We start from the raw sequence: 24226 nt of genomic DNA, 5'->3' as shown, positions 1-24226 counted from the left end.
GTCGGGTCAGACCTTGAAGCCCTGGTGTCGCTGGAACAGTTTGATGGCCATGGTGACGGTCTGGAGCACCGTGACGACGCCGACGACAGGCCAGCCGACCCAGAGGATCGCGGACTGCGTGACGGGGTCGAGCAGGTTCCAGATCACCGCGATGCCCACGGCGATGATCGCGAGGATCAGGAAGGGCGTCCAGTGGCCGAAGCTGCCGCCACCCTTCTCGGCGCGGGCCTGCAGCGCCCAGTTGTCGACCTTCTTCTTCGAGAGGAAGCGGGTCCATGAGCGGATGAAGTGGCTGATGCGGATCCACATGAAGATCTCGGCGGGGAACAGCAGCACGGCGAACGCGACGTCGCGGGAGTTGGACTTCTCCATCGCGCGGGCCATGCGGAAGTTCAGCCCGGCGGCCACGAACGGCGGAATGATCCACCAGGGCGAGAAGACGAACGCGTTGATCGATAGCGAGGCGATGAGCAGCGTGATGAACGCGACGCGCACGAAGAAGTTCGTGAGCATCGAGCCCTGCTCGAACCAGCGCAGGCGCAGGTTGGGGTGGAAGGGCTGACCCTTCGTGTCGCCGCGCTGACCGGGCCACATGAGCTCGATCGCGCCGTACGTCCACTTGACCTGCTGCGCGTCGTAGCCCTTGAGGGTGGTCATGCCACCCACGTCGGCACGGGCGAACGGGCTGATCTTCGTGAGGTAGCCGGCCGACTTGATCTGCAGCGACAGGAGCGAGTCCTCAACCTCGGAGTCCTTGACCCACGGCGAGTTCTGGTGGTTGGCCTTCATCACGTCGCGGAGCGCGGTCGTCGAGAAGATCGAGAACTGTCCGCCGAGCACCGCCATGTTGCGGCCGCGCAGAAGGTTCTGCATATTGAAGGCCGCGAACTGGGTGCGCTGGCCGGCGATGAGCCACTTGGCGATGACGCCCTTGATGGGGCGGTCGTCGATCGTGTAGATCGCCGAGATGCCGCCGATGCGCGAGTCGGACACGGCCTCGTTCTCGAGGTACTCGACCGCGCGGCGGTCGGCTGTCGTGTCGCCGTCGACGCCGAGCAGGTAGTCGTAGCCCTCGATGAGTGCGTAGCCGTAGTTGAGCGCGCCGACCTTCTTGTCGGGGTTCTTGCCGATGTCGTGGACGAAGACCTCGGTGAACTGGAGGCCGAGCTCGGTGGTGACCTCGTGCGGCCCGCTGAACTCCGACGCGATCTTCACCGTGTCGTCAGACGTGTTGTTCACGACGACGTGGATCACGTCGGGCACGCGGCTCTGCTCGAGGAGCGAGGTGATGACCTCGGCGATCGACTCGGCCTCGTTGTAGGCCGGCACGACGCAGCCGATGGTCGAACGGTGCACGGATGCCGTCTCGAGCACCGACGCGAAGTCGTCGGCGAACTCGTCGACCGGCACGAGGTCGGTGGGGGCGAACCCGTCGCCGGCGTAGCCCTGGGGGGCACCGGCATCCGTCCACTGCCCCTGCGGAGCCTGCTGCCAGGTCTGCTGCGGTGCGGCCGGCCACTCCTGCTGCGCGGCAGGCCATTCCTGCGGCGCAGCGGGCCACTGCTGCGGGGCAGCTGCGGGCCACTCCTGCTGCGCGGCAGGCCACTCCTGCTGCGCGGCAGGCCAGTCCTGCGCGGGCGCCGGCTGCCACTGCGGCTGCGCCGCGGGCTGCCAGCCCTGCGGGCCGGGGGTGTACGGGGTCGTCACGTCAGATCCTTGTCGTGTACGTAGGAGAAATGCTTACGGCGTGGTGGGGCTCGTGGCCCCGCCCGTCGTGGTCCAGCCGTTGCTCGTCGTGCCATCGCCCGACGAATCACCGGTGTTCGACCCGTCGGTGCTCGTTCCATCAGTCGAGGTGTCGCCGGTCTGACCGGCTTCCTCTGTCTCCCGAGAGTAGATGGCAATGGGGATCACCGGGTAGACCGTCTGCTGCGCGAAGCTCTTCGCGTCGTTCGCGGTGCCCTCGACCCACACGTCGAGCGCGAACTGCAGAGTGATGCCGTAGGTGTCGGGCGGCAGCTGGTTGATGGTCGTCTCGGGCACGATCAGGCCGCCCTGGAAGCTGTTGATCAGCAGGCCCTTGTCGGAGCGGATCGTGTCGGTCGGCACCAGGGTGCGCGGGTCGGAGCTGAACTGGAACGGCGAGCTCACCTGGTTGGAAGTCTGCGCGGTCTGCGACGTGATGCCGACGTTCGAGAGGAAGACGCGGCGCTTCTGCTTGAGCACGGCCTTCTCGTCGACGCGGCGGTCGTGCACGTTGACCGCGAACCCGAAGGTCTTCGGCGCGTCGGTGAACCACTCGTGCGTGCGCTTCGAGTCGACGGCCCAGAAGTCGAGGATGACCTCGAGCTGGTCGGCGATCTCGTACGTCATCTGCACCGAGCCGTCGTAGGTGAACTGCGAGTCGAACGGCATCTCGATCTCACCGGCGACCGGCGTCGAGGCCGGCGCGGGTGTGGCTGCTGCGGCGTTCGTGCCCGAGATCGAGTTGAACGCGTCGACGACCTGCGCACATCCGGTCAACGCGAACGCGCCGACCGTGAGGGCCGCGGCGGCGGCGAGCCGGGTGCGGCGGGAGAGGCGGATGGCCATGCGAGAACCTCGATCAGGTGGGGGTGTGAGAAGTAGTTGGAAAGGCCGGCGGCGGGGTTCGGGTCTCCGCCGCCGGCCTCACGACATTCACATTACGAACGCGACGCCCCGCGCGGGGCGGACTTCAGGGAGCCTCGCGACGCTCTTGCGCTGGTCTTGCGCTGATCTTGAGGTTCGACCGATGCCGGCCGCCCGCGTCAGCCCTCGTCGGCAGCGGGTTGCGCGATGGCGATCGTGAGCGTGTCCGTCGCCGTCTGCTTCGCGTACTCCTTCGACTTCGGCGTCGTCTGCACGAGGTAGTCGAAGGTGAACTGCACGGTGACGTACGTGGCCTCGGCCGGAACCTGACCGACGTTGAACGTCTGCGAATAGCTGTAAGGGGCGAGCACGAGGTAGCCCGGCGTGCCGGTGAGCGACGAGGCATCCGTCTGGGGAGCGAGAGCGTCGAAGGTCTGCGTGGCGTTGGCCGGCACGGCGAGCATGGTCGCCTTCTGCAGGTAGACCTTCTGCCCGTCGTTCGGCTTGACCTTCGTCACCATCGACAGGCTGACCGGCTTCACCGCGTTCGGCAGCCAGCGGTCCATGCGGAGGTCGGACCAGTAGTTGACCGTCGCGGTCACGGCGCCCGCGGTCAGCTGACGCTCCGTCGCACCGCCCGAGAGATCGTTCTCGACGGGAGGCGCGACAACCACAGGTGTTTCACGGGTAGTGGCGGTAGCGGTCGGCGAGGGGTTCGCCACCGACCACGGCGAGGGGCCGCAGCCCGCGAGCAGACCCGCCGCGATGAGCAGAGCGGATGCCGCTCCCCACCGCGTGATCCTGGTGTTCCCCTGCCGCATGGTGTCCCCTCACGCCCGATGTGCTCCGCCAGTCTAGGCGGCGCCGGGTGAGCCGAAGCGGATGCCCCGGTCGGGAGCGGTTTTCGCGCCGGCCGCCGGGAAGTTGCGGAAGTTTACCTGACCGAAACCGAAATCATTTGCATTGGCTGAGTGCATCCTGAATACTGGGTGATGTCCAACCAATGGGGGCGGGGTTGGCATTTTTTATGTCTCCCACGCTCTCTCGCACCGACGACCGAAAGCAGAATCCATGAAGAACAAGATCAGCAAGGCAGCGGCGGTTCTCGCCATTGCTGCAGCGGCGGTCTTCGCGGCCCCGGCCGTCGCGAGCGCCTACACTCCTGCCCCCGTGACCGGCACCAACATCACCATCGTTGCCGGCGACAACTCGACCGTTGTGTTCAACAACTTCGAGGCCAACGAGAACGTCACGTTCACGCTCACGGGTTTCAACGCCTCGGCTGGTTCGCTCGCGCTCGTTCAGGCGTCGGCATCTGAGAGCATCTCGATCGACAAGGAAGCCAACGCCGATGGCGAGGCTGCCGTTGAGGTCACCCTTCCCGACAACGCTCAGGGCACCTACACCCTGGCCGCTGACGGCGAAGTGAGCGGTGCTTCCGAGTCCGTCACCATCCAGGTTGCTGCCACGGGCGGCACCGGCGGCGGCGCCCTCCCGGGCACCGGCTTCGACGGCGACGCTCTCCTCGGCCTCTGGGTCGGCGGCGGCGTGCTCGTCCTCGCTGGCGCAAGCATCGCGGTTGCCACCTCGGTGCGCCGCGCTCGCCAGACGGCATAAGGCATAGGTACTCGCGACTAACCCTCGCAGTGAGAACCCCCGGGCTTCGGCCCGGGGGTTCTTCTTTTGTGTGGGGCGAGTTCGCGCGGGCGGGTTCGTGTGGCGCGGGGCGGGCGGGTTCGTGTGGCGCAAGTTCGGGGGTCACCGGCATCCAGGGTCGCATCTCCGCCACCCGAACCGTCACCACCCGCCCCGCCACCACCCGAAGCGGCGCCGGCGCGACCCGCTACTCGGCGTCGGTCGCGGGATCGAGCTCGCGCCGGGCGCGGGTCTGCTCGGCGCGGGCGGCGAGAAGCTCATCGGCGGGATACCCGACCTCGGCGAGCGTCAGGCCCCGCGCGGCGAGCACGGTGAAGTCGTTGGTACGGGTGACGGCATCGCGAATCTCGACGAGCCGGTCGAGCCCGATCTTGCCCTGGCCCACGGCGACGCACGCGCCGACGAGCGCCCGCACCATGCTGTGGCAGAACGCGTCGGCCCTAACATTGGCGATCAGCACGCCCGAGTCGTCACGCCGCCAGTCGTACTCGAGCAGGGTGCGGATCGTCGTCGCCTCGTCGCGGGGCTTGCAGTACGCGGCGAAGTCGTGAAGCCCGCGCAGGCTGTTCGCCGCGGCATCCATCGCCTCGACGTCGAGGGTCGCGTTCACGAACGTCGTGCGCAGCCGATCGAGCGGGTCGTAGCCGCCGGTGCGGTCGGCGAGGCGGTACGAGTAGCGCCGCCAGACCGCCGAGAAGCGGGCATCGAACCCCTCGGGCGCCACCGCCACCCGGTGCACAGCGACGTCGGAGTACGACCCGAGCACCCCGTTGATCCGACCGGCGAGCGCCGACGGATCAGGATGCCGCCCCGCGCGCAGCCGCGTCTGCTGACCGTCGGTGAGGTCGAGGTGGCAGACCTGCCCGGCCGCGTGCACACCGGCATCCGTCCGCCCCGCGACGACGAGCCTCGGATCGCCGCCCAGGATGCGGGCGATCGCCGCCTCGAGCGTGCCCTGCACGGTGCGGAGGTTGGGCTGCCGCGCCCAGCCCCGGAAGTCGGTGCCGTCGTAGGCGAGATCGATCCGGAGGCGCACGGGGTCAGCCTAGCCGGGGGTCGCCTCAGCCTCAGACCTGCGCGTCGACCTCGCCGCGCGTGGGCGGGTCGGCGCCGGGGCGTGACACCGTGATTCCCGCGGTCACCGCGGCGCGCCGCAGGGCCCGTTCGAGCGCACCACCGTCGCCGGCGAGCAGCGCCGCGTCGTCGACGGCGCTCACGATCAGGCTCGCCATGAACGCGTCGCCCGCGCCGATCGTGTCGGCGACCTGCACCCGAAGCGGCGGCACCTCGACCACGCCGACCGGTCCGCGGGCGATCGCCCCCTCGCTCCCCCGCGTCATCACGACGATGCGCGGGCCGAACGCCGCGATGGCCTCGAGCACGTCTTCGGCCGAACGCCCCGGATAGAGCGCCTCGGCGTCTTCGTCGCTCAGCTTCACCAGCGTCGCCGCCGCGAACGCCCGCTCGGCCACAGCGCGGGCATCGTCGCCGACGAGGGCGGGGCGGATGTTCGGGTCGACCGTGACGATCGCGCCCGCCCGCTGCGCCCGTTCGAGGGCGGCGAGCGCCACCTCGGCTCCCGGCTGCAGAAAGAGGGCGATCGATCCGGCATGCACTACGGATGCCGCTTCGGCCGCCGCGTTCGCCGCGTCGGCGTCGAGAGCCCAATCGATGCGGAAGTCGTACTCGGCCGACCCGTCGGGCCGGAGGGTGGCGCGGGCGGTGGAGGTGGCGGCATCCGTCCACGACGCCTCGGCCACGACCGCTCCCGACGCCTCGATCTGCGCGGCGATGCGGCGGCCGCGGTCGTCACGCCCGAGGCGGGTGAGAAGCACGGCATCGAGGCCCTGGCGAGCGATGCCGACGGCGACGTTGGCGGGGCTGCCGCCGACGAGCTCGTGGTCGTCACCGCCGCGCACGACGATGTCGATGAGGGCTTCGCCGATGACGAGGACGGAGGAGGTCATGGCTCACACTGTGCCAGACGCCGCGGCATCCGCTCGCCTCAGCGCACGACGGCGGTCACCGTCGGCAGGTGCGACAGCACCTCCTGGCTGATCGATCCGAGGAGAAAGCGCGCGACCGGGCCCCGGCCGTGCGTGCCGACGACGACGAGCCGGGCGTCGCGCGCGATCTGGCCGAGCACCTGCGAAGGATGGCCCCGTTCGGCGCGGCGCACGATCTTCAGGTCGGGATACGTCGACGACAGCCCCGCGAGCGACAGCGCGAGCACCTCTTCGGCCATCGACTGCATGTTCGCGAGATACAGGTCGGGGTATACCTCCATCGCGTTGCGCGGCGTCTGCAACGGAGTCCAGACGCTCACCGCGATCAAGGGCTCGCCCATGCGATCGGCTTCTGCCGCCGCGAACTCGATCGCGTGCTCCGACACGGCCGACCCGTCGACGCCGACGACCACGCCGTCACCCTCGCCGACGTCACGGTCGGGCACGACCACCACCGGGCTCTTCGCCCCCGCGGCGATGCGGATGCCGTGCACGCCCCGCGACGGACCGGTGCCGGGCCCGCGGTAGTCGCTGCCGATCACGAGCAGCCCGGCCGTCCCCGACGCATCGATGAGCACGTTCACCGGGTTGCCCGACTCGACCCGGGTCGTCACGGTCACGCCGGCCGCACGCACCCGTTCGGCCTCACTCTCGAGCAGCTGCTGGGTGGCGGTCTGCGCGGCGCCGAGCACCTCGGCCTCGCCGACCGTGCCGATGGCCCCGCCGACGACGGAGATCAGCTCGACCGGCTGCCGGTTGCGCACCGCACGGGCGGTGGCCCAGTCGACGACGCGTCGGGCGACGGGAGAACCCGTGACTCCGACGATGATGGTCCCGCTCATGGCTCGTCCCTTCGTGGACGACCACGCGATTCCCACGATGACGGATGCCGGGGATCGTCCGAGTCTCGGTGACTTCACGCTACCGGTCAGGAGGGCCGTACTCCAGGGGGCGACGCAAGACCGTGACCCCGCGGCATCCGTGACCCCGCGGCATCCGTCGTCCGTCGCCTCGCCCCGGGTCCGGGTCCGGGTCCGGACACAGGGTCATCCGGACACGGGAGAGTCACGGAGCCGACCTACACTGGATGCCGCGACTGCCCGATCGCGCCTCGGACTCCCCCACCGAATCCTGCCTCTGCCATGAACCCTGCCCCCTCCGCGCGTCTCGCCGGACTCGACGGCCTCCGCGCCATCGCCGTCCTGCTGGTCGTCGTCTACCACCTGTTCCCGGGCGTCCCGGGGCTCAGCGCGGGGCCGCTGCCGGGCGGGTTCATCGGCGTCGACGTGTTCTTCGTCATCTCGGGCTTCCTCATCACGACGCTGCTGCTGCGCGAGCACGCCGCGACGGGGCGCATCACGCTCGGCGCGTTCTGGCGGCGACGCGCCCGGCGCCTGCTGCCCGCGATCGCCCTGACGGCGCTCGTCTGCGCCAGCGCCGCGTGGCTCGTCGGCGGCGACGTGCTCGTCGGTCTCGGCATGCAGCTCGCCGGCGCCGCCACCTTCGCCTACAACTGGGTCGCGATCGGAACCGGGTCGTCGTACTTCGGCGCCGGGTCGTTCGAAGCCGCCTCACCCGAGCTGCTGCGGAACCTCTGGTCGCTCGCGGTCGAGGAGCAGTTCTACCTGCTCTGGCCCCTGCTGCTGCCGCTCCTGCTGCGGGTGCGACGCGGGCGGGTGGCGATCGCGGTCGGGCTCGCCGCGGCATCCGCTGTGTGGGCCACCCTGCTCGTCGGCGGCGGCGGGGTGACCCGCGTGTACTACGGCACCGACACACACGCGTACGGCCTGCTGCTGGGCGTGGCGCTCGCCTTCGTCGGGCCGTCCGGGCGGCGTCGCGGCGTGCCGGGAGCGGTCGGAGCCCTCGCGCTCGCGGGCGTCGTCGCGCTCGCTCTCCTGCCTGCCGGCACGGATGCCGCCACCTTCCCCGGCAGGCTGGTCGTCGCGTCGCTGCTAGCCACCGTCGCCGTCGCGGCGGCCGTGCGCTCCGAGGCCCGTTTCGGACGGATGCTGGACGTCGCCCCGCTGCGCTGGATCGGCGAACGATCGTTCGGCATCTACCTGTGGCACTGGCCGGTCGTCGTGCTGCTGACCGCGGCGGCGACCGGAGCCTCCCCCGACGCGGGCGTTCCGCTCTGGGTCGGGGTGCTGACGATCGCGCTGACTCTGGCGGCGAGCGAGCTGTCGTACCGGTTCGTCGAGCAGCCCATCCGCCGCGCAGGCTTCCGCGCGTCGCTCCGCCGGCTCGGGCGAGCGTTCGGCGGACGGCCGGCCCGGCGGATGCGCGCCGCGGTGCTCGTCACCGCCTGCGCGCTGATCGTCGGGGGCACGACCGCCGCCGTCGCCGCCGCGCCGCGCATGGGCTCGAGCGAGGCGTACGTCGTGAAGGGACAGGCCGCCCTCGACCGCGCGGCATCCGGATCCCGCACCGCCGCGCCGCGTCATCCCGGCGCCGCTCTGCAGCCCGGGTCGAGCCCGCTGCCCCCTCAGTGCGCGACGACCAACCTGTCCGACCAGGCGGGTGCCTGCGTCGCCCCCGACGGACGGCCGGCGCCGCCCGCTCCCACCCACGTCGCCGGGGCGCGCATCACCGCCGTCGGCGACTCGGTCATGCTCGCCTCGGCGAACGGCCTGCTCGAGCGGATGCCGGGCATCGACATCGATGCGAAGGTCTCGCGCCCGATGTCGGCCGGGGACGACATCGTCGCCGACCTGGCACGACGCGGCGAGCTCCGCGACTACGTGGTGGTCGGGCTCGGCACGAACGGCGCCATCACGACGAAGGAGCTCACCCGGCTGCGCGACGAGATCGGGCCACAGCGGACGCTCGTGCTCGTCACCGCCTACGCCCCGCGCGACTGGATCCCCGGCGTCAACAAGACCCTCGAGCACTTCGCCGCGACGACCCCCGGAGTGGTCGTCGCGGATTGGGCCGGGGCCATCTCGACCCAGACCGACCTGCTCGCCGGCGACCAGATCCACCCCGGCGCGGCGGGCGGCGACGTCTTCGCGGCGACCGTCGAGACCGCGATCGACGACGTCGAGAACGCGCGCGCAGAGCTCCGCTACCGCGTCGAGCTGGCGCAGTGGACGGTCGCGAAGACCTTCGGCGACGACGCCGGTCGTGCGGCCGATGCCGGCCACGGGGCACGCGCACCGCGCGGCTGACCGGCCCGCGCCGGCGGGGCACCCGGCCCGACACCGGCGCGGCACTGTGGCGGCCGTGCACACGCGCACCGCGCGGCTGACCGGCCCGCCCCTTCGCGGCACCCGGCCCGGCGCACTGTCCGCCGTGCACACGGGCCGCGTACGATGGCGGCGTGCCGACCCTGACGCTCACCGACCGCCTCGGGCGGCCCACCGCCCCCGCGCTGCCGACGACACCCGCGAGCATCAGCTGGCGGCCGGCGACCGAGGCCGACATTGACGCGGTGCACGAGGTGTTCGCCGCCGCCGACGCCGCCGACCACCCGACCTGGATCACCCCGCGTCAGGACATCGCCGACGTCTTCGCGCTCAGCCATATCGACAACGCCCGCGACACGCTCGTCGCCGTCGACGAGCACGGGCGCCTGGTCGCCGCGGGCACCGCCATGCTGCATCCGTCCCGCGTCGACGGAACACTGGCGGTCGACATCGGCGGCGCCGTGCGTCCCGACTCGCGTCGCCAGGGCATCGGCTCGGCGCTGCTCACGTGGCTGCACGACCGCGCCGTGCAGCAGATCGCCGATGCCGCTCGCGCGCTCGAGGGCGGCGGCCGCGAAGGGGTGCTGCGAATGCACTCTCGCGACGACAACCTCGACCAGATCGCGATCGCCGAGCGTGCCGGGTTCTCGCCGGAACGATGGTTCTCGACCATGGTGCGCGACCTCGCGGGCGCTTCTGCCGCGCCGGTGCCCGACATCGCAGCATCCGAGGGCATCTCCGTGGTGGCGTACGACCACTCCCGCGACCTCGACGCGATGGCCGCCCGCAACGATGCCTTCCGCGATCACTGGGGCAGCCTCCCCTCGGCGCCGGAGCGTTGGATGCAGTTCGTCGGCGGCGACTTCTTCCGCTCCGACCTGTCCCGCCTCGCGGTGGATGCCCACGGCGCCATCGTCGCGTTCTGCCTCGCATCGGTGAACCCCGAGGACTTCGCGTCGATGGGCGCCACCCACGCGTACATCGACCTCATCGGCGTCGTCCGCTCCCACCGAAGGCGAGGGCTCGCCCCGCTCGTGGTCTCGCACGCGCTGCACGCGATCGCCGCCGAGGGCCTCGAGAAGGCCGTGCTCGACGTCGACACCGCATCGCCGACCGGCGCGAACACGCTTTACGAAGGCTTGGGCTTCTACGCCACCGAGCGCGACGTCGCCCTCACCCGCCGCATCTGAGGCGGCGAGCCCGCGGCGGAGCGGGGCGAGGCGGGCGTGGCGGCGTGTGTCTCGGCGCTGCTCGGCGTCGCGGTCGGGGTGCCGCCGTTCGTGCGGCGCGTATGGCCCCCTCGAGGCGCCCCACCCGCGCACATGCGCCACCCGAACACCTCGCGCGCGAACCCCGGCCACGCCCAGCATCCCGTCGGCGCGCTCATGTAGCGCAAACGGCCCCTTCACCGCGCCCTACCCCTGCGCCTTCGCCACCCGAACACCCCGCGCACCGCCACACCCACACCCCCGCGGGCACGAAGAAGGGCCCGCCCCGAAACGGGGGCGGGCCCTGAGTTCCCTCAGCGAGGGGGCTCTTACTTCTTGTCGTCCGACTCGACGGCTTCCTCGGCGGTGGCCTCAGCGGCGGCACCTTCCTCGGGCGACTCGGCGCCGGCAGCGGCGCTCTCGTCAGCAGCGGTCTCGTCGGCTGCGGTCTCCTCGACCGCGGGCTCCTCAGCAGCGGCCGGAGCGGCAGCGGCCGGAGCAGCCTTCTTCGAGGACTTCGCCTTCGGCGTGACGGGCTCGAGAACGAGCTCGATCACGGCCATCGGGGCGTTGTCACCCTTGCGGTTGCCGATCTTCGTGATGCGGGTGTAGCCACCCTCACGCTCGGCGACCAGCGGCGCGATCTCAGCGAAGAGCTCGTGCACGACGGACTTGTCGCCGATGACCGCGAGCACGCGACGGCGTGCGTGCAGGTCGCCGCGCTTGCCGAACGTCACCAGACGCTCAGCGAACGGGCGGAGGCGCTTGGCCTTCGTCTCGGTCGTGGTGATCGACTTGTGTGTGAACAGCGCCGCGGCGAGGTTCGCAAGCATCAGACGCTCGTGGGCGGGTCCGCCACCGAGACGGGGACCCTTCGTGGGCTTGGGCATGTCAGTTACTCCAGTTGAAAAAAGTCAGCGAGAGACCCGGATGAACCGGTGTCCGCTCAGAGGGTCTCGTCTTCGTAGCCGCCGTAGAAGTGCGCGCCATCGAATCCGGGAACCGAATCCTTCAGCGACAGGCCAAGCGACGTGAGCTTGTCCTTCACCTCGTCAACCGACTTCTGACCGAAGTTGCGGATGTTCATGAGCTGCGTCTCCGAGAGGGCGACGAGCTCGGACACCGTGTTGATGCCCTCGCGCTTCAGGCAGTTGTACGAGCGAACCGACAGGTCGAGGTCCTCGATCGGCATCGACAGCTCGTTGGTCATGACCTCGGCGACCGGCGCGGGGCCGATCTCGATGCCCTCGGCCTCGACGTTCAGCTCGCGAGCGAGACCGAACAGTTCGACCAGGGTGCGGCCGGCCGAGGCGACGGCGTCGCGAGCGACGATCGACGACTTGGTCTCGACATCGAGGACGAGCTTGTCGAAGTCGGTGCGCTCCCCGGCACGGGTCGCGTCGACGCGGTAGCTGACCTTGAGGACGGGCGAGTAGATCGAGTCGATCGGGATCTGACCGGCTTCGGCGTACTCGTTGCGGTTCTGCGTCGCCGAGACGTAGCCACGGCCACGCTCGATGGTGAGCTCGAGCTCGAACTTCGCGGCGTCGTTCAGCGTCGCGATGACGAGGTCGGGGTTGTGGATCTCGACACCGGCGGGAGCGGAGATGTCAGCGGCGGTGACCTCACCGGCGCCGGTCTTGCGCAGGTACGCGGTGATCGGCTCGTCGCGCTCGCTCGAAACGACGAGCTGCTTGATGTTCAGGATGATCTCGGTGACATCTTCCTTGACACCGGGGACCGTGCTGAACTCGTGCAGCACGCCGTCGATGCGGATGCTGGTGACGGCGGCACCCGGGATCGACGAGAGCAGGCTGCGACGGAGCGCGTTGCCGATCGTGTAGCCGAAGCCAGGCTCGAGGGGCTCGACGACGAACCGGCTCCGGAACTCGCCGATCTTCTCCTCGGTCAGAGTGGGACGCTGTGCAATGAGCACTATTGGTTCCTTTCAGTCACGTGACCGCTATATGACACGTGCAGTTTTCAGAGGTGTTGAGTTGTCTTCGGGATGCCGGGGCGCGCCGATGGCGCCACCCCGGCATCCGAGGAGAAAATCAGACGCGGCGACGCTTGGGCGGGCGGCAGCCGTTGTGCGCCTGCGGGGTGACGTCCTGGATCGAACCCACTTCGAGGCCTGCGGCCGTCAGCGAGCGGATCGCGGTCTCGCGGCCGGAGCCCGGTCCCTTGACGAAGACGTCGACCTTCTTGACGCCGTGCTCCTGCGCCTGACGGGCAGCAGACTCGGCAGCCATACCGGCGGCGTACGGGGTCGACTTGCGCGAGCCCTTGAAGCCGACGCCACCCGAGGATGCCCAGCTGATGACGGCGCCCGAGGGGTCGGTGATCGAAACGATGGTGTTGTTGAACGTCGACTTGATGTGGGCCTGGCCCAATGCGATGTTCTTCTTTTCCTTGCGACGCGGCTTGCGCGCTGCGGACTTGGCCTGTGCCATGTGCGTGTTCTCCTGAACCTAGCGGCGGCGCTTAGCGCGCCTTCTTCTTGCCGGCGACGGTGCGCTTGGGTCCCTTGCGGGTACGCGCGTTGGTCTTCGTGCGCTGACCGCGCACGGGGAGGCCGCGACGGTGGCGGATGCCCTCGTACGAGCCGATCTCGACCTTGCGGCGGATGTCAGCGGCGACCTCGCGGCGAAGGTCACCTTCCACCTTGTAGGTGCCTTCGATGTGGTCGCGCAGGGCGATCAGCTGCTCGTCGGAGAGGTCCTTGACGCGGATCGACTCGTCGATGCCGGTCGAGCTGAGGATCTCGACGGAGCGGGTACGGCCAACGCCGTAGATGTAGGTGAGGGCGATCACCACGCGCTTGTCGCGCGGGATGTCTACGCCGGCAAGACGTGCCATGCGGTATCTCCTAGGAGTATGTGGAGGTGTGGAGCAGGATCGGTGCCCGGGCCTCCGACCCGAGGTGTCCCCCGCGATGCGGGTTCTGATCCTGCCGAAATGTGTTCAGTTGTGGTTTCGCGGGCCGCGCGTACGCGGCATCCGTTCAGCCCTGGCGCTGCTTGTGACGCGGGTTCGACTTGCAGATGACCATGACGTTGCCGTGGCGACGGATCACCTTGCAGTGGTCGCACATGGGCTTGACGGAGGGGTTGACCTTCATGATGTTCCTGTTTCGCTGTCTTCGCCGACGCGCTGAAACGGCGCGGGGCGTTACTTCTCGACCGGGCTCAGCGGTAGCGGTAAACGATGCGCCCGCGGGTCAGGTCGTAGGGCGACAGCTCCACGACCACGCGGTCCTCGGGGATGATGCGGATGTAGTTCTGCCGCATCTTGCCGGAGATCGTGGCCAGGACCTTGTGTCCGTTGCTCAACTCGACGCGGAACATCGCGTTCGGGAGAGCCTCGGAGATCACGCCCTCGATCTCGATGACACCGTCTTTCTTGGCCATACGCTCGCTTACAGTTATGCAAACCGGTCGGTCTGCGGTGAATGGGGATGTGGTGACACGCCGAGAAAGGCGCAACGCACCAAAGATTCAGTGTACGTGATATTTTCCGGCCCCGCCACCTGGCGGGCGTGTCGCCGGAGCGCGACCCGCGTCAGCGGACGCGAGCGGAGATGTCCGCCTCGGGGTCGCCCGTGAGCGCGACGTACTCGCCGCCCACGATCAGCGTGGGGGTTCCCGCGCCACCCGTGCTCGGGTCCTTCGGGATCGCCGTGGTCTGCTCGGCGACGAGGTCGTCCCAGCTGCGGTCCGCGATGCACTCTGCGGCGCCGGGAGCGCCGGCCTTCTCGGCCTCGGCGACGAGCTGCTCGTCGGTGAGTCCGGCACCGGTCGGCTTCTGCGCGAACACGCTCGTGTAGAAGGGGAAGGCGGCCGACGGCTCGGCATCCGCCACGCAGTAGAGCGCGTTCGAGGCGCGCTTCGAGAAGTCGGTGCCCGAGGCGGCGTTCAATCCCGAAAGGGCGACGGGGTGGATGTTGAGGGTGATCGAGCCGGCTTCGAGCTCGTCTTCGATGGTCGGCCCGTAGACGTCTTCGAAGTCCTGGCAGTGAGGGCAGTAGAAGTCGACGTAGACGTCGACCTGTCCCTCGCCGGTGCCCACGACAACGGCGCCGGATGCCTCGTCGATGCCCGCGCTGTCAGGACGGGCAGCCGGAGCCGTCGCCTGGTTGTTCATGATGACGACGAGCGCGATGACCAGGGCCAGAACGGCGACCACCGCCACACTGATCCAGATCGCGAACCAGTTGGTCTTTCCTGCCGTGGTGGCCATGCCGATTGCCTCTCAGTTGATCTCGACGGGTGCGACGCCGAATTCGGCGAGCTTCGAGGCTCCGCCATCCGGCGAGGTCAGCACCCAGATGCCTCTATCGTGCACGGCGACGCTATGTTCCCAATGGGAGCCGTCGCGGCCGTCGACCGTCGAGACGGTCCAGTCGTCGTCTTCGACCAGCGTCTCTTCACTGCCGGCGACGATCATCGGCTCGATGGCGACGCACAGACCGGGGCGCACCTCGGGACCAAGATCCTCGACGCGGTAGTTGAAGACGGTCGGGCCCTCGTGCATTTTTCGACCGATGCCGTGCCCGACGTAGTCGCGCAGGATGCCGTAGCCCTCCCCCGAAGACTCGACGAACGTCTGCACGGCGTCGCCGATCTCGCCCACCCGCGACGCCGAGGCGAGCGCGGCGATGCCCGCCCACAGCGAGCCTTCGGTGACGTCCGACAGGCGCTGACGTGCGGCGACGAGCTCGGGCCGGCTCGGATCGGGGACGACGATGGTGATCGCCGAGTCGCCGTTCCAGCCCTGGAACTGCGCGCCGCAGTCGATCGACACGATGTCGCCCGGCTCGAGCACGCGGCTCCCGGGGATGCCGTGCACGACCTGCTCGTTCACCGAGATGCACGTGGTGTGCCGGTATCCGCGGACGAGCTGGAAGTTCGATTCAGCGCCGCGGGCGACGATCGCCTCGTTGGCGATCGTGTCGAGCTCGAGCGTCGTCACACCCGCGACCACCGCGGGCCGCACAGCGTCGAGGGCTGCCGCCGTGATGAGGCCCGGTTCCACCATCGCGCGCAGGTGCGCGGGCGTCTTGTACAGCGAGCGGCGCAGGCCCATCACGCCGAGATGCCGCGAGCCGACAGCGCGGCGACGATGCGACCCGTGATGTCGTCGAGCGATCCGACGCCGTCGACCCGGTCGACGATGCCGCGTTCGCGGTACACCTCGAGGATCGGGGCGGTCTCGGACTCGTAGATCGAGAGGCGCTTGGCGATCGACTCCTCGTTGTCGTCGGCGCGACCCTGCTCCGAGGCGCGACGCGACAGGCGGGCGATCGACTCCTCGCGAGGCACGGAGAGCTCGATGACCGCGGTGAGGGGCTCGTCCCGCAGACCGAGGAAGGCGTCGAGGTCGCGGACCTGGCCGAGGTTGCGGGGGTACCCGTCGAGCAGGAAGCCCTCCGCGGCATCCGTCTGCGCGAGGCGGTCGCGGACGATCTCGCTCGTCAGCTCGTCGGGCACCAGGTCACCGGCGTCGATGATCGCCTTGACCTTGAGGCCGAGCTCCGTGCCGTCCTTGACATTGGCGCGGAACACGTCGCCGGTCGAGACGGCGGGGATGCCGAGCGCCTCGGCGATGCGGACACCCTGGGTGCCCTTGCCGGAGCCCTGGGGGCCGATGATCAGCAGGCGCGCGGGGGTCGTCGTCATCGGAGGAGCCCTTCGTAGTGACGCTGCTGCAGCTGCGCGTCGATCTGCTTCACGGTCTCGAGACCCACACCGACGATGATGAGGATCGAGGCGCCGCCGAACGGGAAGTTCTGGTTCGCACCGACCGTGGCCAGGGCGATGAGCGGCAGCAGAGCGATGAGACCGAGGTAGATCGAGCCCGGCAGCGTGATGCGCGTCAGGACGTAGTCGAGGTATTCGGCGGTCGGACGGCCCGCACGGATGCCGGGGATGAACCCGCCGTACTTCTTCATGTTGTCCGCGACCTCGACCGGGTTGAACGTGATCGCCACGTAGAAGTAGGTGAAGCCGATGATCAGCAGGAAGTAGACCGCCATGTAGAGCGGGTGGTCACCGGTGGTGAAGTTCGCCTGAACCCAGGCGACCCAGCCCGGAACGCTGCCGTCGGCGGCGGGGTTCGCGTTGAACTGCGCGATGAGCGCCGGGATGTACAGGAGCGACGAGGCGAAGATGACGGGCACGACGCCGGCCATGTTCACCTTGATCGGGATGTAGGTGTTGCTGCCGCCGAGGGTGCGGCGGCCGACCATGCGCTTGGCGTACTGCACGGGGATGCGCCGCTGCGACTGCTCGACGAACACGACGAGGGCGACCGTGGCCACGCCGACGGCGAGGACCAGGAGGAGCGTCTCGAAGTTGCGGGCCTGCGCGATGCCCCAGAGCGCCGACGGGAAGGTCGCGGCGATCGAGGTGAAGATGAGGAGCGACATGCCGTTGCCGATGCCGCGCTCGGTGATGAGCTCGGCCATCCACATGATGAGGCCGGTACCGGCGGTCAGCGTGATGATCATGAGGAGCTGCGCCCACCAGGCCTCATCGGTGAGCAGCTGCTCGCACTCGGCGATGCCGGTGATGCCGAAGAGCTGGCCCGAGCGTGCCACCGTGACGAGCGTGGTCGACTGGAGGAGCGCCAGCGCGATCGTCAGGTAGCGGGTGTACTGGGTGAGGCGGGCCTGACCGGCCTGGCCCTCCTTGTACAGCGTCTCGAAGTGCGGGATCACGACGCGCAGGAGCTGCACGATGATCGTCGCCGTGATGTACGGCATGACGCCCAGCGCGAAGATCGACAGCTGGAGCAGCGCGCCTCCCGAGAACAGGTTGACGAGCGAGAGCAGACCCTCGGTCGACCCTGACTGGTCGAGACACGTCTGCACGTTCGGGAAGTTCACGAACGGCGTGGGGATGTGGGCACCCAGCCGGTAGATGGCGATGATGCCGAGCGTGAAACCGATCTTGCGGCGCAGATCCGGAGTGCGGAAGACCCGCGCGATGGCGCTGAACAAAGGGATTTCCTCCAGTGGGATGCCGGGCGAGTCGGGGCACGCCGCATTCCAACATACGGCAACAGGGGCCGGAGGTTACCCTCCGACCCCTGTGACGCGATTACTTGATCGAACCGCCAGCGGCGACGATCTTCTGCTCGGCCGAACCCGAGACCTTGTCGACGGCGACCGTCAGCGCGACCGAGATGTCTCCGGTGCCGAGCACCTTGACCTTCTCGTTCTTGCGCACGGCGCCCTTTGCGACGAGGTCGCTCACGGTGACGTCGCCACCGGTCGGGTACAGCTCGGCGAGCTTGTCGAGGTTGACCACCTGGTACTCGACGCGGAACGGGTTCTTGAACCCGCGCAGCTTCGGAGTACGCATGTGGAGGGGCATCTGCCCACCCTCGAAGCCCACCTTGACCTGGTAGCGAGCCTTCGTGCCCTTGGTACCACGGCCCGAGGTCTTACCCTTGGAGCCCTCACCACGGCCGACGCGCATCTTCGACTTGTTGGAGCCGGGGACGGGACGGAGGTGGTGGACCTTGAGCACGCCGGGGCGCGCAGCATCCTTCTGGGGGGCAGCCTTGTCAGCGGCGGGCTTCGCCGCAGCCTTCTTGGCAGCCGGCTTCTTGGCCTTCGGCTCGACGGTGTCGACCGTCTCGACCTTCTTCTCAGCCATCAGTCGATCTCCTCAACTTTCACGAGGTGCGCGACGGTCTTGATGTATCCGCGCGTCTGCGCGTCATCGGGACGAACGACGGAGTCGTTGATCCGCTTCAGACCGAGCGAACGCAGCGTGTCACGCTGGTTCTGCTTCTCGCTCACCTTGGACTTGGTCTGCGTAACCTTCAGACGTGCAGCCATCATGCACCTGCCTTCGCTGCCTTGGCAGCCTCAGCCTCGGCACGGACCAGACGGACCGGGGCGACCTGATCGAAGTCCAGGCCACGACGAGCGGCAACCGCACGGGGCTCCTCGAGCTGCTTCAGCGCGGCGACCGTCGCGTGCACGATGTTGATCGTGTTCGACGAACCCAGCGACTTCGACAGCACATCGTGGATGCCGGCGCACTCGAGCACGGCGCGAACCGGGCCACCGGCGATAACACCGGTACCGGCAGCAGCCGGACGAAGCAGCACGACACCAGCGGCGGCCTCACCCTGCACGGGGTGCGGGATGGTGGAGCCGACGCGGGGCACGCGGAAGAAGTTGCGCTTGGCCTCTTCGACACCCTTCGAGATAGCGAGGGGCACCTCCTTGGCCTTGCCGTAGCCGACACCGACGAGGCCGTTGCCATCGCCCACGACGACGAGCGCCGTGAAGCTGAAGCGACGTCCACCCTTGACGACCTTCGACACGCGGTTGATCGTGACGACACGTTCCAGGAACTGGCTGTCGTTACGGTCACGCGAGTTGCGGTCACCGCGGGTCTGGCTGCGCTCGCGCCCACCGCGGCGCGGCTCGCGCTCGGCGGGTGCGTCGGTGGTGGCCGTAGCCGTAGCCGTGGCCGCGGCGGTTGCCGTGGCGGGCTGCTCGGTGGCGGTCACTTCGTTCTCCTTGTTCTCGCTCACAGGTTCAGACCTCCTTCGCGAGCGCCATCGGCGATCGCTGCGACACGGCCGGCGTAGCGGTTGCCACCACGGTCGAACACTGCCGAATCGATGCCGGCGGCCTTCGCACGCTCAGCGACGAGCTCGCCGACCTTGCGGGCCTTGGCGGTCTTGTCACCCTCGAACGAGCGCAGGTCGACCTCGAGGGTCGAGGCCGAAGCCACGGTGAACCCCTTGGTGTCGTCGACCAGCTGCACGAAGACGTGGCGGGCCGAGCGGGTCACGACGAGGCGCGGACGCACCTCGGAACCCACGATCTTCTTGCGAAGACGGGCGTGTCGACGCGCACGCGCGACGGACTTCGACTTCACAGCCATTACTTACCAGCCTTTCCGGCCTTGCGACGCACGACCTCGCCGGCGTAACGCACACCCTTGCCCTTGTACGGCTCGGGCTTACGGATCTTGCGGATGTTCGCAGCAGCCTCACCGACGGCCTGCTTGTCGATCCCGGCGACGGTGACCTTGTTGTTGCCCTCGACCGTGAGCGTGATGCCCGCCGGAGCCTCAACCAGAACGGGGTGCGAGAAGCCGAGTGCGAACTCGACCGCCGTGCCCTTCTGAGCCACGCGGTAACCGGTGCCGACGACCTCAAGGCCCTTGGTGTAGCCCTGCGTCACGCCGATGATGTTGTTGTTGATCAGGGTGCGGGTGAGTCCGTGGAGCGAACGCGACTCGCGCTCGTCGTCGGGACGCGAGACAAGAACCTGGTTCTCCTCGACCGCAACCTCGATGGGCCGGGCGATGGTGAGCGCGAGCTCACCCTTCGGGCCCTTGACAGCGACGTCCTGGCCGTTGACCGTGATGGTCACACCGGCGGGGATGTCGATGGGAAGTCGTCCAATACGCGACATCTCAGATCACCACACGTAGGCGAGGACTTCCCCGCCGACGCCCTTCTGCTCAGCCTGGCGGTCCGTGAGGAGGCCAGAGGAGGTGGACAGGATCGCGACGCCGAGGCCGCCGAGGACCTTGGGGAGCTCGGTGGACTTCGCGTACACGCGGAGGCCGGGCTTCGACACACGCTTGATGCCGACGATCGACCGCTCGCGGTTCGGGCCGTACTTCAGCGTGAGCGTGAGGGTCTGGCCGACACGTGCGTCGGAGATCTCCCAGCCGGCGATGTAGCCCTCCTGCTGGAGGATCTCGGCGATGTGGGTCTTGAGCTTCGAGCTCGGCAGCGCCACGGAGTCGTGGTGCGCGGAGTTCGCGTTGCGCAGACGGGTCAGCAGATCTGCGACCGGGTCTGTCATCGTCATGTGAATCTTCTTTCGTTCACCAGGTTTCGACTGCCGTTACGCGACAGGCGACCTGTGGTGGTGCGGTTCCCCCGGAAGTCCCGGGGGAACCGTGGCGATCACGCCTTGGCGTCGGCTGCCTGGAAGGGGAAGCCGAGGAGCTTCAGCAGCGCCCGACCCTCGGCATCCGTCTTCGCCGTGGTGACGATCGTGATGTCGAAGCCGCGGACGCGGTCGATCTTGTCCTGGTTGATCTCGTGGAACACAGACTGCTCCTGGAGACCGAAGGTGTAGTTACCGTTGCCGTCGAACTGCTTGTCCGACAGGCCGCGGAAGTCACGGATGCGCGGAAGCGCCAGGTTGACGAGGCGGTCGACGAACTCCCACGCGCGGTCACCACGGAGGGTGACGTGCGCGCCGATGGGCTGGCCCTCACGCAGCTTGAACTGCGCGATGGACTTGCGGGCCTTGGTGACGACGGGCTTCTGGCCGGTGATCTTGGTGAGGTCGTCGACCGCACCATCGATCACCTTGCTGTCGCGCGCAGCCTCACCGACACCGGTGTTGACGACGACCTTGACGAGACCGGGGATCTGCATGACGTTCGGGTAACCGAACTCTTCCTGCATCGCCTTCTTGATCTCGGCCTGGTACTTCTGCTTCAGGCGGGGCTGGATCTTGCCAGCCACCGCGGCAGTTGCGTTGCTCATGTTCAGAGGTCCTTGCCTGACTTCTTGGCGTAGCGGACGCGGACGGTGCGCTTGACGCCGTCCTTCGTCTGCTCCTCGACGCGGTGACCGACGCGAGTCGGCTTCTTGGTCGACGGGTCGACCAGCGCCACGTTGGAGATGTGGATCGGGGCTTCCATCGTCTCGATGCCACCCGTCTTGGTGCCGCGCTGCGACTGACCGACGCGGGAGTGCTTCGTGACGTAGTTCACGCCCTCGACGACGACGCGGTTCTGCTCGACGAGGATCTCGAGGACCTTGCCCTGCTTGCCGCGGTCGCCGCCCTTGTCCTGCTTGCGGCCGTTGATGACCTGAACCAGGTCACCCTTCTTGATGTTCGCCATGATCAAATGACCTCCGGGGCCAGCGAGACGATCTTCATGAACTTCTTGTCACGAAGCTCACGACCGACCGGTCCGAAGATGCGGGTGCCGCGGGGCTCCCCGTCGTTCTTCAGGATGACGGCGGCGTTCTCGTCGAACTTGATGTACGAACCGTCGGGACGACGGGTCGACTTGACGGTGCGGACGATGACGGCCTTGACCACATCGCCCTTCTTGACGTTGCCGCCCGGGATCGCGTCCTTGACGGTCGCCACGATGATGTCGCCCACGCCGGCGTAACGGCGGTTGGAACCACCGAGCACGCGGATGGTGAGCAGCTCCTTGGCGCCGGTGTTGTCGGCGACCTTGAGGCGAGACTCGTTCTGAATCATGTGATTACTTCGCCTTCTCGAGAATCTCGACCAGACGCCAGCGCTTCGTGGCGCTGAGCGGACGGGTCTCGCTGATGAGGACGAGGTCGCCGATGCCGGCGCCGTTGAGCTCGTCGTGGGCCTTGACCTTCGACGTGCGACGGATGACCTTGCCGTACAGCGGGTGCTTCACGCGGTCTTCGACCTCGACGACGATGGTCTTGTCCATCTTGTCGCTGACGACGTACCCACGACGGGTCTTGCGGTAACCGCGGGCGTTGACGTCGCGGACGTCACGCTCGGACGACTCGTGACCCTTGACCTCGACCTTGGGGGCCTCGGTCTTGGGGGCCTCAGCCTTGGGTGCTGCCTTCTTGGCAGGAGCCTTCTTGGTGGTCTCAGCCATTACTCGGCCTCTTCCTTCGGGGCCTCAGCGGACTCGTCCGCCTTCTTGGCCTTGCTCTTCTTCGCCTTCGTTGCCGCCTCAACCGGAGCGGGCGTGGCACGGATGCCGAGCTCGCGCTCACGGATCACGGTGTAGAGCCGCGCGATGTCGCGCTTGACCGCACGAATGCGGCCGTGGCTCTCGAGCTGGCCCGTGGCCGACTGGAAGCGCAGGTTGAACAGCTCTTCCTTGGCCTTGCGCAGCTCTTCAACGAGACGCTGGTCTTCGAATGTATCTAGCTCGCTCGGGGCGAGCGTCTTGGTGCCGACAGCCATTACGCGTCGCCCTCCTCGCGCTTGATGATGCGTGCCTTGAGCGGCAGCTTGTGAATTGCACGGGTGAGGGCCTCGCGAGCGAGTTCCTCACTGACGCCTGCGACCTCGAAGAGGACGCGACCCGGCTTGACGTTCGCGACCCACCACTCGGGCGAACCCTTACCGGAACCCATGCGGGTTTCGGCAGGCTTCTTGGTGAGGGGACGGTCGGGGTAGATGTTGATCCAGACCTTTCCACCACGCTTGATGTGACGCGTCATGGCGATACGAGCGGACTCGATCTGACGGTTCGTCACGTAGGCGGGGGTGATGGCCTGAATGCCGTACTCACCGAAGCTGACCTTCGTGCCACCGGTCGCTGCACCGTCACGCTTGGGGTGGTGCTGCTTGCGGAACTTGACCTTGCGGGGAATAAGCATCAGGCAGACGCTCCTTCTGCGACAGGGGCCTCGTTGCGGGGGCCACGACGACGGTCGCCACCACGGTCACGATCGCGCGACGGCTTCTGGTTGGCCTGCTCGCGAGCAAGCTCCTTGTTGGTGAGGTCGCCCTTGTAGATCCAGACCTTCACGCCGATGCGGCCGAAGGTGGTCTTCGCCTCGTAGAAGCCGTAGTCGATGTTCGCGCGGAGGGTGTGCAGGGGCACACGGCCTTCGCGGTAGAACTCCGAACGGCTCATCTCGGCGCCGCCGAGGCGGCCGGAGACCTGGATCCGGATGCCCTTGGCACCGGCGCGCTGAGCACCCTGCAGACCCTTGCGCATCGCGCGGCGGAAGGCCACACGTGCGGAGAGCTGCTCGGCGATGCCCTGTGCGACCAGCTGAGCGTCGGCCTCGGGGTTCTTCACCTCGAGGATGTTCAGCTGGATCTGCTTGCTCGTGAGCTTCTCGAGGTCGGCGCGGATGCGCTCGGCCTCCGCGCCACGGCGACCGATCACGATGCCCGGGCGGGCGGTGTGGATGTCGACGCGAACGCGGTCACGCGTGCGCTCGATCTCGATGTTGCTCACGCCGGCGCGGTCGAGCGACGTCGTGAGCAGGCGACGGATCTTGACGTCCTCGGCCACGTAGTCCGCGTAACGCTGTCCGGGCTTCGTGGAGTCCGAGAACCAACGCGACACGTGGTCGGTGGTGATGCCGAGGCGGAAGCCGTACGGGTTGACTTTCTGTCCCATTACTTGCTCGCCTTCTTGGTCTTGTCAGCCGCGACCGACTCAGCGACCACGGGGGTCGAGAGCACGATCGTGATGTGGCTGGTGCGCTTCTTGATCTGGAACGCGCGACCCTGAGCGCGGGGGCGGAAACGCTTGAGCGTCGAGCCCTCGTCGACGTACGCGTTAGCCACGTACAGGTCCTGCTCGTCCAGGAACTCGTTGTCCTTGTCGGCCTTCACGCGGGCGTTTGCGACCGCAGAAGCAACGAGCTTGTAGATCGGCTCGCTGGCGCTCTGGGGTGCGAACTTCAGGATGGCGAGTGCCTCCTGAGCCTGCTTGCCCTTGATGAGCGCGACGACACGACGAGCCTTCTGAGGGGTCACGCGGATGTGCTTGACGCGTGCGATGGATTCCACCATTGTTCTCCTCCTCTTCCT

General features: G+C 68.2%; 33 protein-coding genes. 3 read left to right on the top strand and 30 right to left on the bottom strand.

What is annotated here, in order from left to right; translation table 11 throughout:
• Nucleotides 1-6: 6 nt before the first annotated feature.
• From ACJJV7_RS00415 to ACJJV7_RS00405, 3 genes are all read right to left on the bottom strand, one after another.
• Complete coding sequence (locus ACJJV7_RS00415) at nt 7-1707, bottom strand: glycosyltransferase (RefSeq protein ID WP_405371700.1); 1701 nt, start codon at nt 1705-1707, stop codon at nt 7-9.
• 33 nt (nt 1708-1740) lie between these two features.
• The gene (locus ACJJV7_RS00410) at nt 1741-2592 is read right to left on the bottom strand and encodes a fructose 1,6-bisphosphatase (RefSeq protein WP_405371698.1); all 852 of its coding nucleotides are present in this window, start codon (nt 2590-2592) and stop codon (nt 1741-1743) included.
• A 197-nt stretch (nt 2593-2789) separates the two neighbouring features.
• Complete coding sequence (locus ACJJV7_RS00405) at nt 2790-3431, bottom strand: hypothetical protein (RefSeq protein WP_405371697.1); 642 nt, start codon at nt 3429-3431, stop codon at nt 2790-2792.
• A gap of 250 nt (nt 3432-3681) precedes the next feature.
• Between ACJJV7_RS00405 and ACJJV7_RS00400 the strand changes: the two genes are divergently transcribed.
• Entirely contained in the window at nt 3682-4227 is a 546-nt protein-coding gene (locus ACJJV7_RS00400; RefSeq protein WP_405371695.1) for a hypothetical protein, read from the top strand.
• Between the two features lie 226 nt (nt 4228-4453).
• Here ACJJV7_RS00400 and truA read toward each other — a convergent pair whose 3' ends face one another.
• Genes truA through ACJJV7_RS00385 form a run of 3 tightly spaced genes read right to left on the bottom strand, consistent with a single transcriptional unit; the run spans nt 4454 to nt 7114 of the window.
• Nucleotides 4454-5302, bottom strand: a complete 849-nt coding sequence (gene truA, locus ACJJV7_RS00395) for a tRNA pseudouridine(38-40) synthase TruA (RefSeq protein WP_405371693.1) — start codon at nt 5300-5302, stop codon at nt 4454-4456.
• Between the two features lie 31 nt (nt 5303-5333).
• Nucleotides 5334-6233: a PfkB family carbohydrate kinase gene (locus ACJJV7_RS00390; protein ID WP_405371691.1), complete on the bottom strand. Its 900-nt coding sequence runs from the start codon at nt 6231-6233 to the stop codon at nt 5334-5336.
• Between the two features lie 38 nt (nt 6234-6271).
• Nucleotides 6272-7114, bottom strand: a complete 843-nt coding sequence (locus tag ACJJV7_RS00385) for a universal stress protein (RefSeq protein ID WP_405371689.1) — start codon at nt 7112-7114, stop codon at nt 6272-6274.
• A gap of 300 nt (nt 7115-7414) precedes the next feature.
• Between ACJJV7_RS00385 and ACJJV7_RS00380 the strand changes: the two genes are divergently transcribed.
• Together ACJJV7_RS00380 and ACJJV7_RS00375 are read left to right on the top strand one after the other, a co-directional pair.
• Entirely contained in the window at nt 7415-9439 is a 2025-nt protein-coding gene (locus ACJJV7_RS00380) for an acyltransferase family protein (RefSeq protein WP_405371687.1), read from the top strand.
• A 152-nt stretch (nt 9440-9591) separates the two neighbouring features.
• On the top strand, nt 9592-10647 hold the full coding sequence (locus ACJJV7_RS00375; protein ID WP_405371685.1) for a GNAT family N-acetyltransferase: 1056 nt from the start codon (nt 9592-9594) through the stop codon (nt 10645-10647).
• Nucleotides 10648-10994: 347 nt separating this feature from the next.
• Here ACJJV7_RS00375 and rplQ read toward each other — a convergent pair whose 3' ends face one another.
• The 24 genes from rplQ to rplV all read right to left on the bottom strand — a co-directional run bounded on the left by rplQ (nt 10995) and on the right by rplV (nt 24208).
• Complete coding sequence (gene rplQ / locus ACJJV7_RS00370; protein ID WP_405371683.1) at nt 10995-11555, bottom strand: 50S ribosomal protein L17; 561 nt, start codon at nt 11553-11555, stop codon at nt 10995-10997.
• Nucleotides 11556-11611: 56 nt separating this feature from the next.
• Nucleotides 11612-12601: a DNA-directed RNA polymerase subunit alpha gene (locus ACJJV7_RS00365; protein ID WP_405371681.1), complete on the bottom strand. Its 990-nt coding sequence runs from the start codon at nt 12599-12601 to the stop codon at nt 11612-11614.
• Between the two features lie 118 nt (nt 12602-12719).
• A complete protein-coding gene (rpsK, locus tag ACJJV7_RS00360; RefSeq protein ID WP_018171470.1) occupies nt 12720-13118 on the bottom strand; it encodes a 30S ribosomal protein S11 in 399 nt (132 codons plus the stop codon).
• 31 nt (nt 13119-13149) lie between these two features.
• Nucleotides 13150-13524: a 30S ribosomal protein S13 gene (gene rpsM, locus ACJJV7_RS00355; RefSeq protein WP_405371679.1), complete on the bottom strand. Its 375-nt coding sequence runs from the start codon at nt 13522-13524 to the stop codon at nt 13150-13152.
• 145 nt (nt 13525-13669) lie between these two features.
• Nucleotides 13670-13786 carry a 50S ribosomal protein L36 gene (gene rpmJ / locus ACJJV7_RS00350; protein WP_405371677.1) on the bottom strand — a complete coding sequence of 39 codons (117 nt, stop codon included), beginning with the start codon at nt 13784-13786 and terminating at the stop codon, nt 13670-13672.
• 67 nt (nt 13787-13853) lie between these two features.
• Entirely contained in the window at nt 13854-14075 is a 222-nt protein-coding gene (infA, locus tag ACJJV7_RS00345; RefSeq protein ID WP_017201569.1) for a translation initiation factor IF-1, read from the bottom strand.
• A gap of 151 nt (nt 14076-14226) precedes the next feature.
• Nucleotides 14227-14904 (bottom strand): DsbA family protein, encoded by a 678-nt coding sequence (locus tag ACJJV7_RS00340; RefSeq protein ID WP_405371672.1) that lies wholly within the window; start codon nt 14902-14904, stop codon nt 14227-14229.
• Between the two features lie 12 nt (nt 14905-14916).
• A complete protein-coding gene (gene map / locus ACJJV7_RS00335) occupies nt 14917-15750 on the bottom strand; it encodes a type I methionyl aminopeptidase (protein WP_405371780.1) in 834 nt (277 codons plus the stop codon).
• Nucleotides 15750-16343: an adenylate kinase gene (locus ACJJV7_RS00330; RefSeq protein WP_405371670.1), complete on the bottom strand. Its 594-nt coding sequence runs from the start codon at nt 16341-16343 to the stop codon at nt 15750-15752. The genes map and ACJJV7_RS00330 overlap by 1 nt, the downstream gene beginning before the upstream one ends.
• Complete coding sequence (gene secY / locus ACJJV7_RS00325; protein ID WP_405371668.1) at nt 16340-17665, bottom strand: preprotein translocase subunit SecY; 1326 nt, start codon at nt 17663-17665, stop codon at nt 16340-16342. Before secY ends, ACJJV7_RS00330 begins: the two co-directional genes overlap by 4 nt.
• Before the next feature lie 100 nt (nt 17666-17765).
• Nucleotides 17766-18326, bottom strand: coding sequence for a 50S ribosomal protein L15 (gene rplO / locus ACJJV7_RS00320; RefSeq protein WP_405371666.1), 561 nt, complete (start codon nt 18324-18326; stop codon nt 17766-17768).
• Nucleotides 18326-18511, bottom strand: a complete 186-nt coding sequence (rpmD, locus tag ACJJV7_RS00315) for a 50S ribosomal protein L30 (protein WP_405371779.1) — start codon at nt 18509-18511, stop codon at nt 18326-18328. The genes rplO and rpmD overlap by 1 nt, the downstream gene beginning before the upstream one ends.
• Nucleotides 18511-19218, bottom strand: a complete 708-nt coding sequence (gene rpsE / locus ACJJV7_RS00310) for a 30S ribosomal protein S5 (protein ID WP_405371664.1) — start codon at nt 19216-19218, stop codon at nt 18511-18513. The genes rpmD and rpsE overlap by 1 nt, the downstream gene beginning before the upstream one ends.
• Nucleotides 19215-19574: a 50S ribosomal protein L18 gene (gene rplR / locus ACJJV7_RS00305; RefSeq protein WP_405371663.1), complete on the bottom strand. Its 360-nt coding sequence runs from the start codon at nt 19572-19574 to the stop codon at nt 19215-19217. The genes rpsE and rplR overlap by 4 nt, the downstream gene beginning before the upstream one ends.
• Nucleotides 19574-20110 (bottom strand): 50S ribosomal protein L6, encoded by a 537-nt coding sequence (gene rplF, locus ACJJV7_RS00300; protein ID WP_405371661.1) that lies wholly within the window; start codon nt 20108-20110, stop codon nt 19574-19576. Before rplF ends, rplR begins: the two co-directional genes overlap by 1 nt.
• Before the next feature lie 6 nt (nt 20111-20116).
• Entirely contained in the window at nt 20117-20515 is a 399-nt protein-coding gene (gene rpsH, locus ACJJV7_RS00295; RefSeq protein WP_405371659.1) for a 30S ribosomal protein S8, read from the bottom strand.
• Between the two features lie 98 nt (nt 20516-20613).
• A complete protein-coding gene (gene rplE, locus ACJJV7_RS00290; RefSeq protein ID WP_405371657.1) occupies nt 20614-21204 on the bottom strand; it encodes a 50S ribosomal protein L5 in 591 nt (196 codons plus the stop codon).
• A gap of 2 nt (nt 21205-21206) precedes the next feature.
• Nucleotides 21207-21566: a 50S ribosomal protein L24 gene (rplX, locus tag ACJJV7_RS00285; RefSeq protein ID WP_405371655.1), complete on the bottom strand. Its 360-nt coding sequence runs from the start codon at nt 21564-21566 to the stop codon at nt 21207-21209.
• 2 nt (nt 21567-21568) lie between these two features.
• Nucleotides 21569-21937 carry a 50S ribosomal protein L14 gene (gene rplN, locus ACJJV7_RS00280; protein ID WP_248170008.1) on the bottom strand — a complete coding sequence of 123 codons (369 nt, stop codon included), beginning with the start codon at nt 21935-21937 and terminating at the stop codon, nt 21569-21571.
• A 4-nt stretch (nt 21938-21941) separates the two neighbouring features.
• Nucleotides 21942-22322 (bottom strand): 30S ribosomal protein S17, encoded by a 381-nt coding sequence (rpsQ, locus tag ACJJV7_RS00275; RefSeq protein ID WP_405371653.1) that lies wholly within the window; start codon nt 22320-22322, stop codon nt 21942-21944.
• The gene (rpmC, locus tag ACJJV7_RS00270; RefSeq protein WP_405371651.1) at nt 22322-22636 is read right to left on the bottom strand and encodes a 50S ribosomal protein L29; all 315 of its coding nucleotides are present in this window, start codon (nt 22634-22636) and stop codon (nt 22322-22324) included. The genes rpsQ and rpmC overlap by 1 nt, the downstream gene beginning before the upstream one ends.
• Nucleotides 22636-23055, bottom strand: coding sequence for a 50S ribosomal protein L16 (gene rplP, locus ACJJV7_RS00265; RefSeq protein WP_405371649.1), 420 nt, complete (start codon nt 23053-23055; stop codon nt 22636-22638). The genes rpmC and rplP overlap by 1 nt, the downstream gene beginning before the upstream one ends.
• Complete coding sequence (gene rpsC / locus ACJJV7_RS00260; RefSeq protein ID WP_405371648.1) at nt 23055-23810, bottom strand: 30S ribosomal protein S3; 756 nt, start codon at nt 23808-23810, stop codon at nt 23055-23057. The genes rplP and rpsC overlap by 1 nt, the downstream gene beginning before the upstream one ends.
• Nucleotides 23810-24208, bottom strand: a complete 399-nt coding sequence (gene rplV, locus ACJJV7_RS00255; protein WP_405371647.1) for a 50S ribosomal protein L22 — start codon at nt 24206-24208, stop codon at nt 23810-23812. Before rplV ends, rpsC begins: the two co-directional genes overlap by 1 nt.
• Nucleotides 24209-24226 lie beyond the last annotated feature (18 nt).

Source organism: Microbacterium sp. Ld4 (assembly GCF_045066555.1).
Taxonomy (GTDB): Bacteria; Actinomycetota; Actinomycetes; order Actinomycetales; family Microbacteriaceae; genus Microbacterium.
This window is presented reverse-complemented; position numbering and strand designations above follow the sequence as displayed.

Excerpts from the sequence above, each read along its gene's own strand:
- rplX (WP_405371655.1), bottom strand. The coding sequence starts at position 21,566 with ATGGCGAACATCAAGAAGGGTGACCTGGTTCAGGTCATCAACGGCCGC.
- ACJJV7_RS00390 (WP_405371691.1), bottom strand. The coding sequence starts at position 6,233 with ATGACCTCCTCCGTCCTCGTCATCGGCGAAGCCCTCATCGACATCGTC.
- rplP (WP_405371649.1), bottom strand. The coding sequence starts at position 23,055 with ATGCTTATTCCCCGCAAGGTCAAGTTCCGCAAGCAGCACCACCCCAAG.
- rpsK (WP_018171470.1), bottom strand. The coding sequence starts at position 13,118 with ATGGCACAGGCCAAGTCCGCAGCGCGCAAGCCGCGTCGCAAGGAAAAG.
- rplR (WP_405371663.1), bottom strand. The coding sequence starts at position 19,574 with ATGGCTGTGAAGTCGAAGTCCGTCGCGCGTGCGCGTCGACACGCCCGT.
- rplQ (WP_405371683.1), bottom strand. The coding sequence starts at position 11,555 with ATGCCCAAGCCCACGAAGGGTCCCCGTCTCGGTGGCGGACCCGCCCAC.
- infA (WP_017201569.1), bottom strand. The coding sequence starts at position 14,075 with ATGGCCAAGAAAGACGGTGTCATCGAGATCGAGGGCGTGATCTCCGAG.
- ACJJV7_RS00380 (WP_405371687.1), top strand. The coding sequence starts at position 7,415 with ATGAACCCTGCCCCCTCCGCGCGTCTCGCCGGACTCGACGGCCTCCGC.
- ACJJV7_RS00330 (WP_405371670.1), bottom strand. The coding sequence starts at position 16,343 with ATGACGACGACCCCCGCGCGCCTGCTGATCATCGGCCCCCAGGGCTCC.
- rplF (WP_405371661.1), bottom strand. The coding sequence starts at position 20,110 with ATGTCGCGTATTGGACGACTTCCCATCGACATCCCCGCCGGTGTGACC.
- map (WP_405371780.1), bottom strand. The coding sequence starts at position 15,750 with ATGGGCCTGCGCCGCTCGCTGTACAAGACGCCCGCGCACCTGCGCGCG.
- rpsC (WP_405371648.1), bottom strand. The coding sequence starts at position 23,810 with ATGGGACAGAAAGTCAACCCGTACGGCTTCCGCCTCGGCATCACCACC.
- ACJJV7_RS00400 (WP_405371695.1), top strand. The coding sequence starts at position 3,682 with ATGAAGAACAAGATCAGCAAGGCAGCGGCGGTTCTCGCCATTGCTGCA.
- rplV (WP_405371647.1), bottom strand. The coding sequence starts at position 24,208 with ATGGTGGAATCCATCGCACGCGTCAAGCACATCCGCGTGACCCCTCAG.
- ACJJV7_RS00340 (WP_405371672.1), bottom strand. The coding sequence starts at position 14,904 with ATGGCCACCACGGCAGGAAAGACCAACTGGTTCGCGATCTGGATCAGT.
- rpmJ (WP_405371677.1), bottom strand. The coding sequence starts at position 13,786 with ATGAAGGTCAACCCCTCCGTCAAGCCCATGTGCGACCACTGCAAGGTG.
- rplO (WP_405371666.1), bottom strand. The coding sequence starts at position 18,326 with ATGGCTGAGAAGAAGGTCGAGACGGTCGACACCGTCGAGCCGAAGGCC.
- ACJJV7_RS00410 (WP_405371698.1), bottom strand. The coding sequence starts at position 2,592 with ATGGCCATCCGCCTCTCCCGCCGCACCCGGCTCGCCGCCGCCGCGGCC.
- rpmC (WP_405371651.1), bottom strand. The coding sequence starts at position 22,636 with ATGGCTGTCGGCACCAAGACGCTCGCCCCGAGCGAGCTAGATACATTC.
- rpsH (WP_405371659.1), bottom strand. The coding sequence starts at position 20,515 with ATGACGATGACAGACCCGGTCGCAGATCTGCTGACCCGTCTGCGCAAC.
- rplN (WP_248170008.1), bottom strand. The coding sequence starts at position 21,937 with ATGATTCAGAACGAGTCTCGCCTCAAGGTCGCCGACAACACCGGCGCC.
- rplE (WP_405371657.1), bottom strand. The coding sequence starts at position 21,204 with ATGAGCAACGCAACTGCCGCGGTGGCTGGCAAGATCCAGCCCCGCCTG.
- rpsM (WP_405371679.1), bottom strand. The coding sequence starts at position 13,524 with ATGGCACGTCTTGCCGGCGTAGACATCCCGCGCGACAAGCGCGTGGTG.
- ACJJV7_RS00405 (WP_405371697.1), bottom strand. The coding sequence starts at position 3,431 with ATGCGGCAGGGGAACACCAGGATCACGCGGTGGGGAGCGGCATCCGCT.
- ACJJV7_RS00385 (WP_405371689.1), bottom strand. The coding sequence starts at position 7,114 with ATGAGCGGGACCATCATCGTCGGAGTCACGGGTTCTCCCGTCGCCCGA.
- rpmD (WP_405371779.1), bottom strand. The coding sequence starts at position 18,511 with ATGGCTGCACGTCTGAAGGTTACGCAGACCAAGTCCAAGGTGAGCGAG.
- rpsQ (WP_405371653.1), bottom strand. The coding sequence starts at position 22,322 with ATGGCTGAGACCACCAAGAAGGCTCCTGCCAAGAAGGCAGCACCCAAG.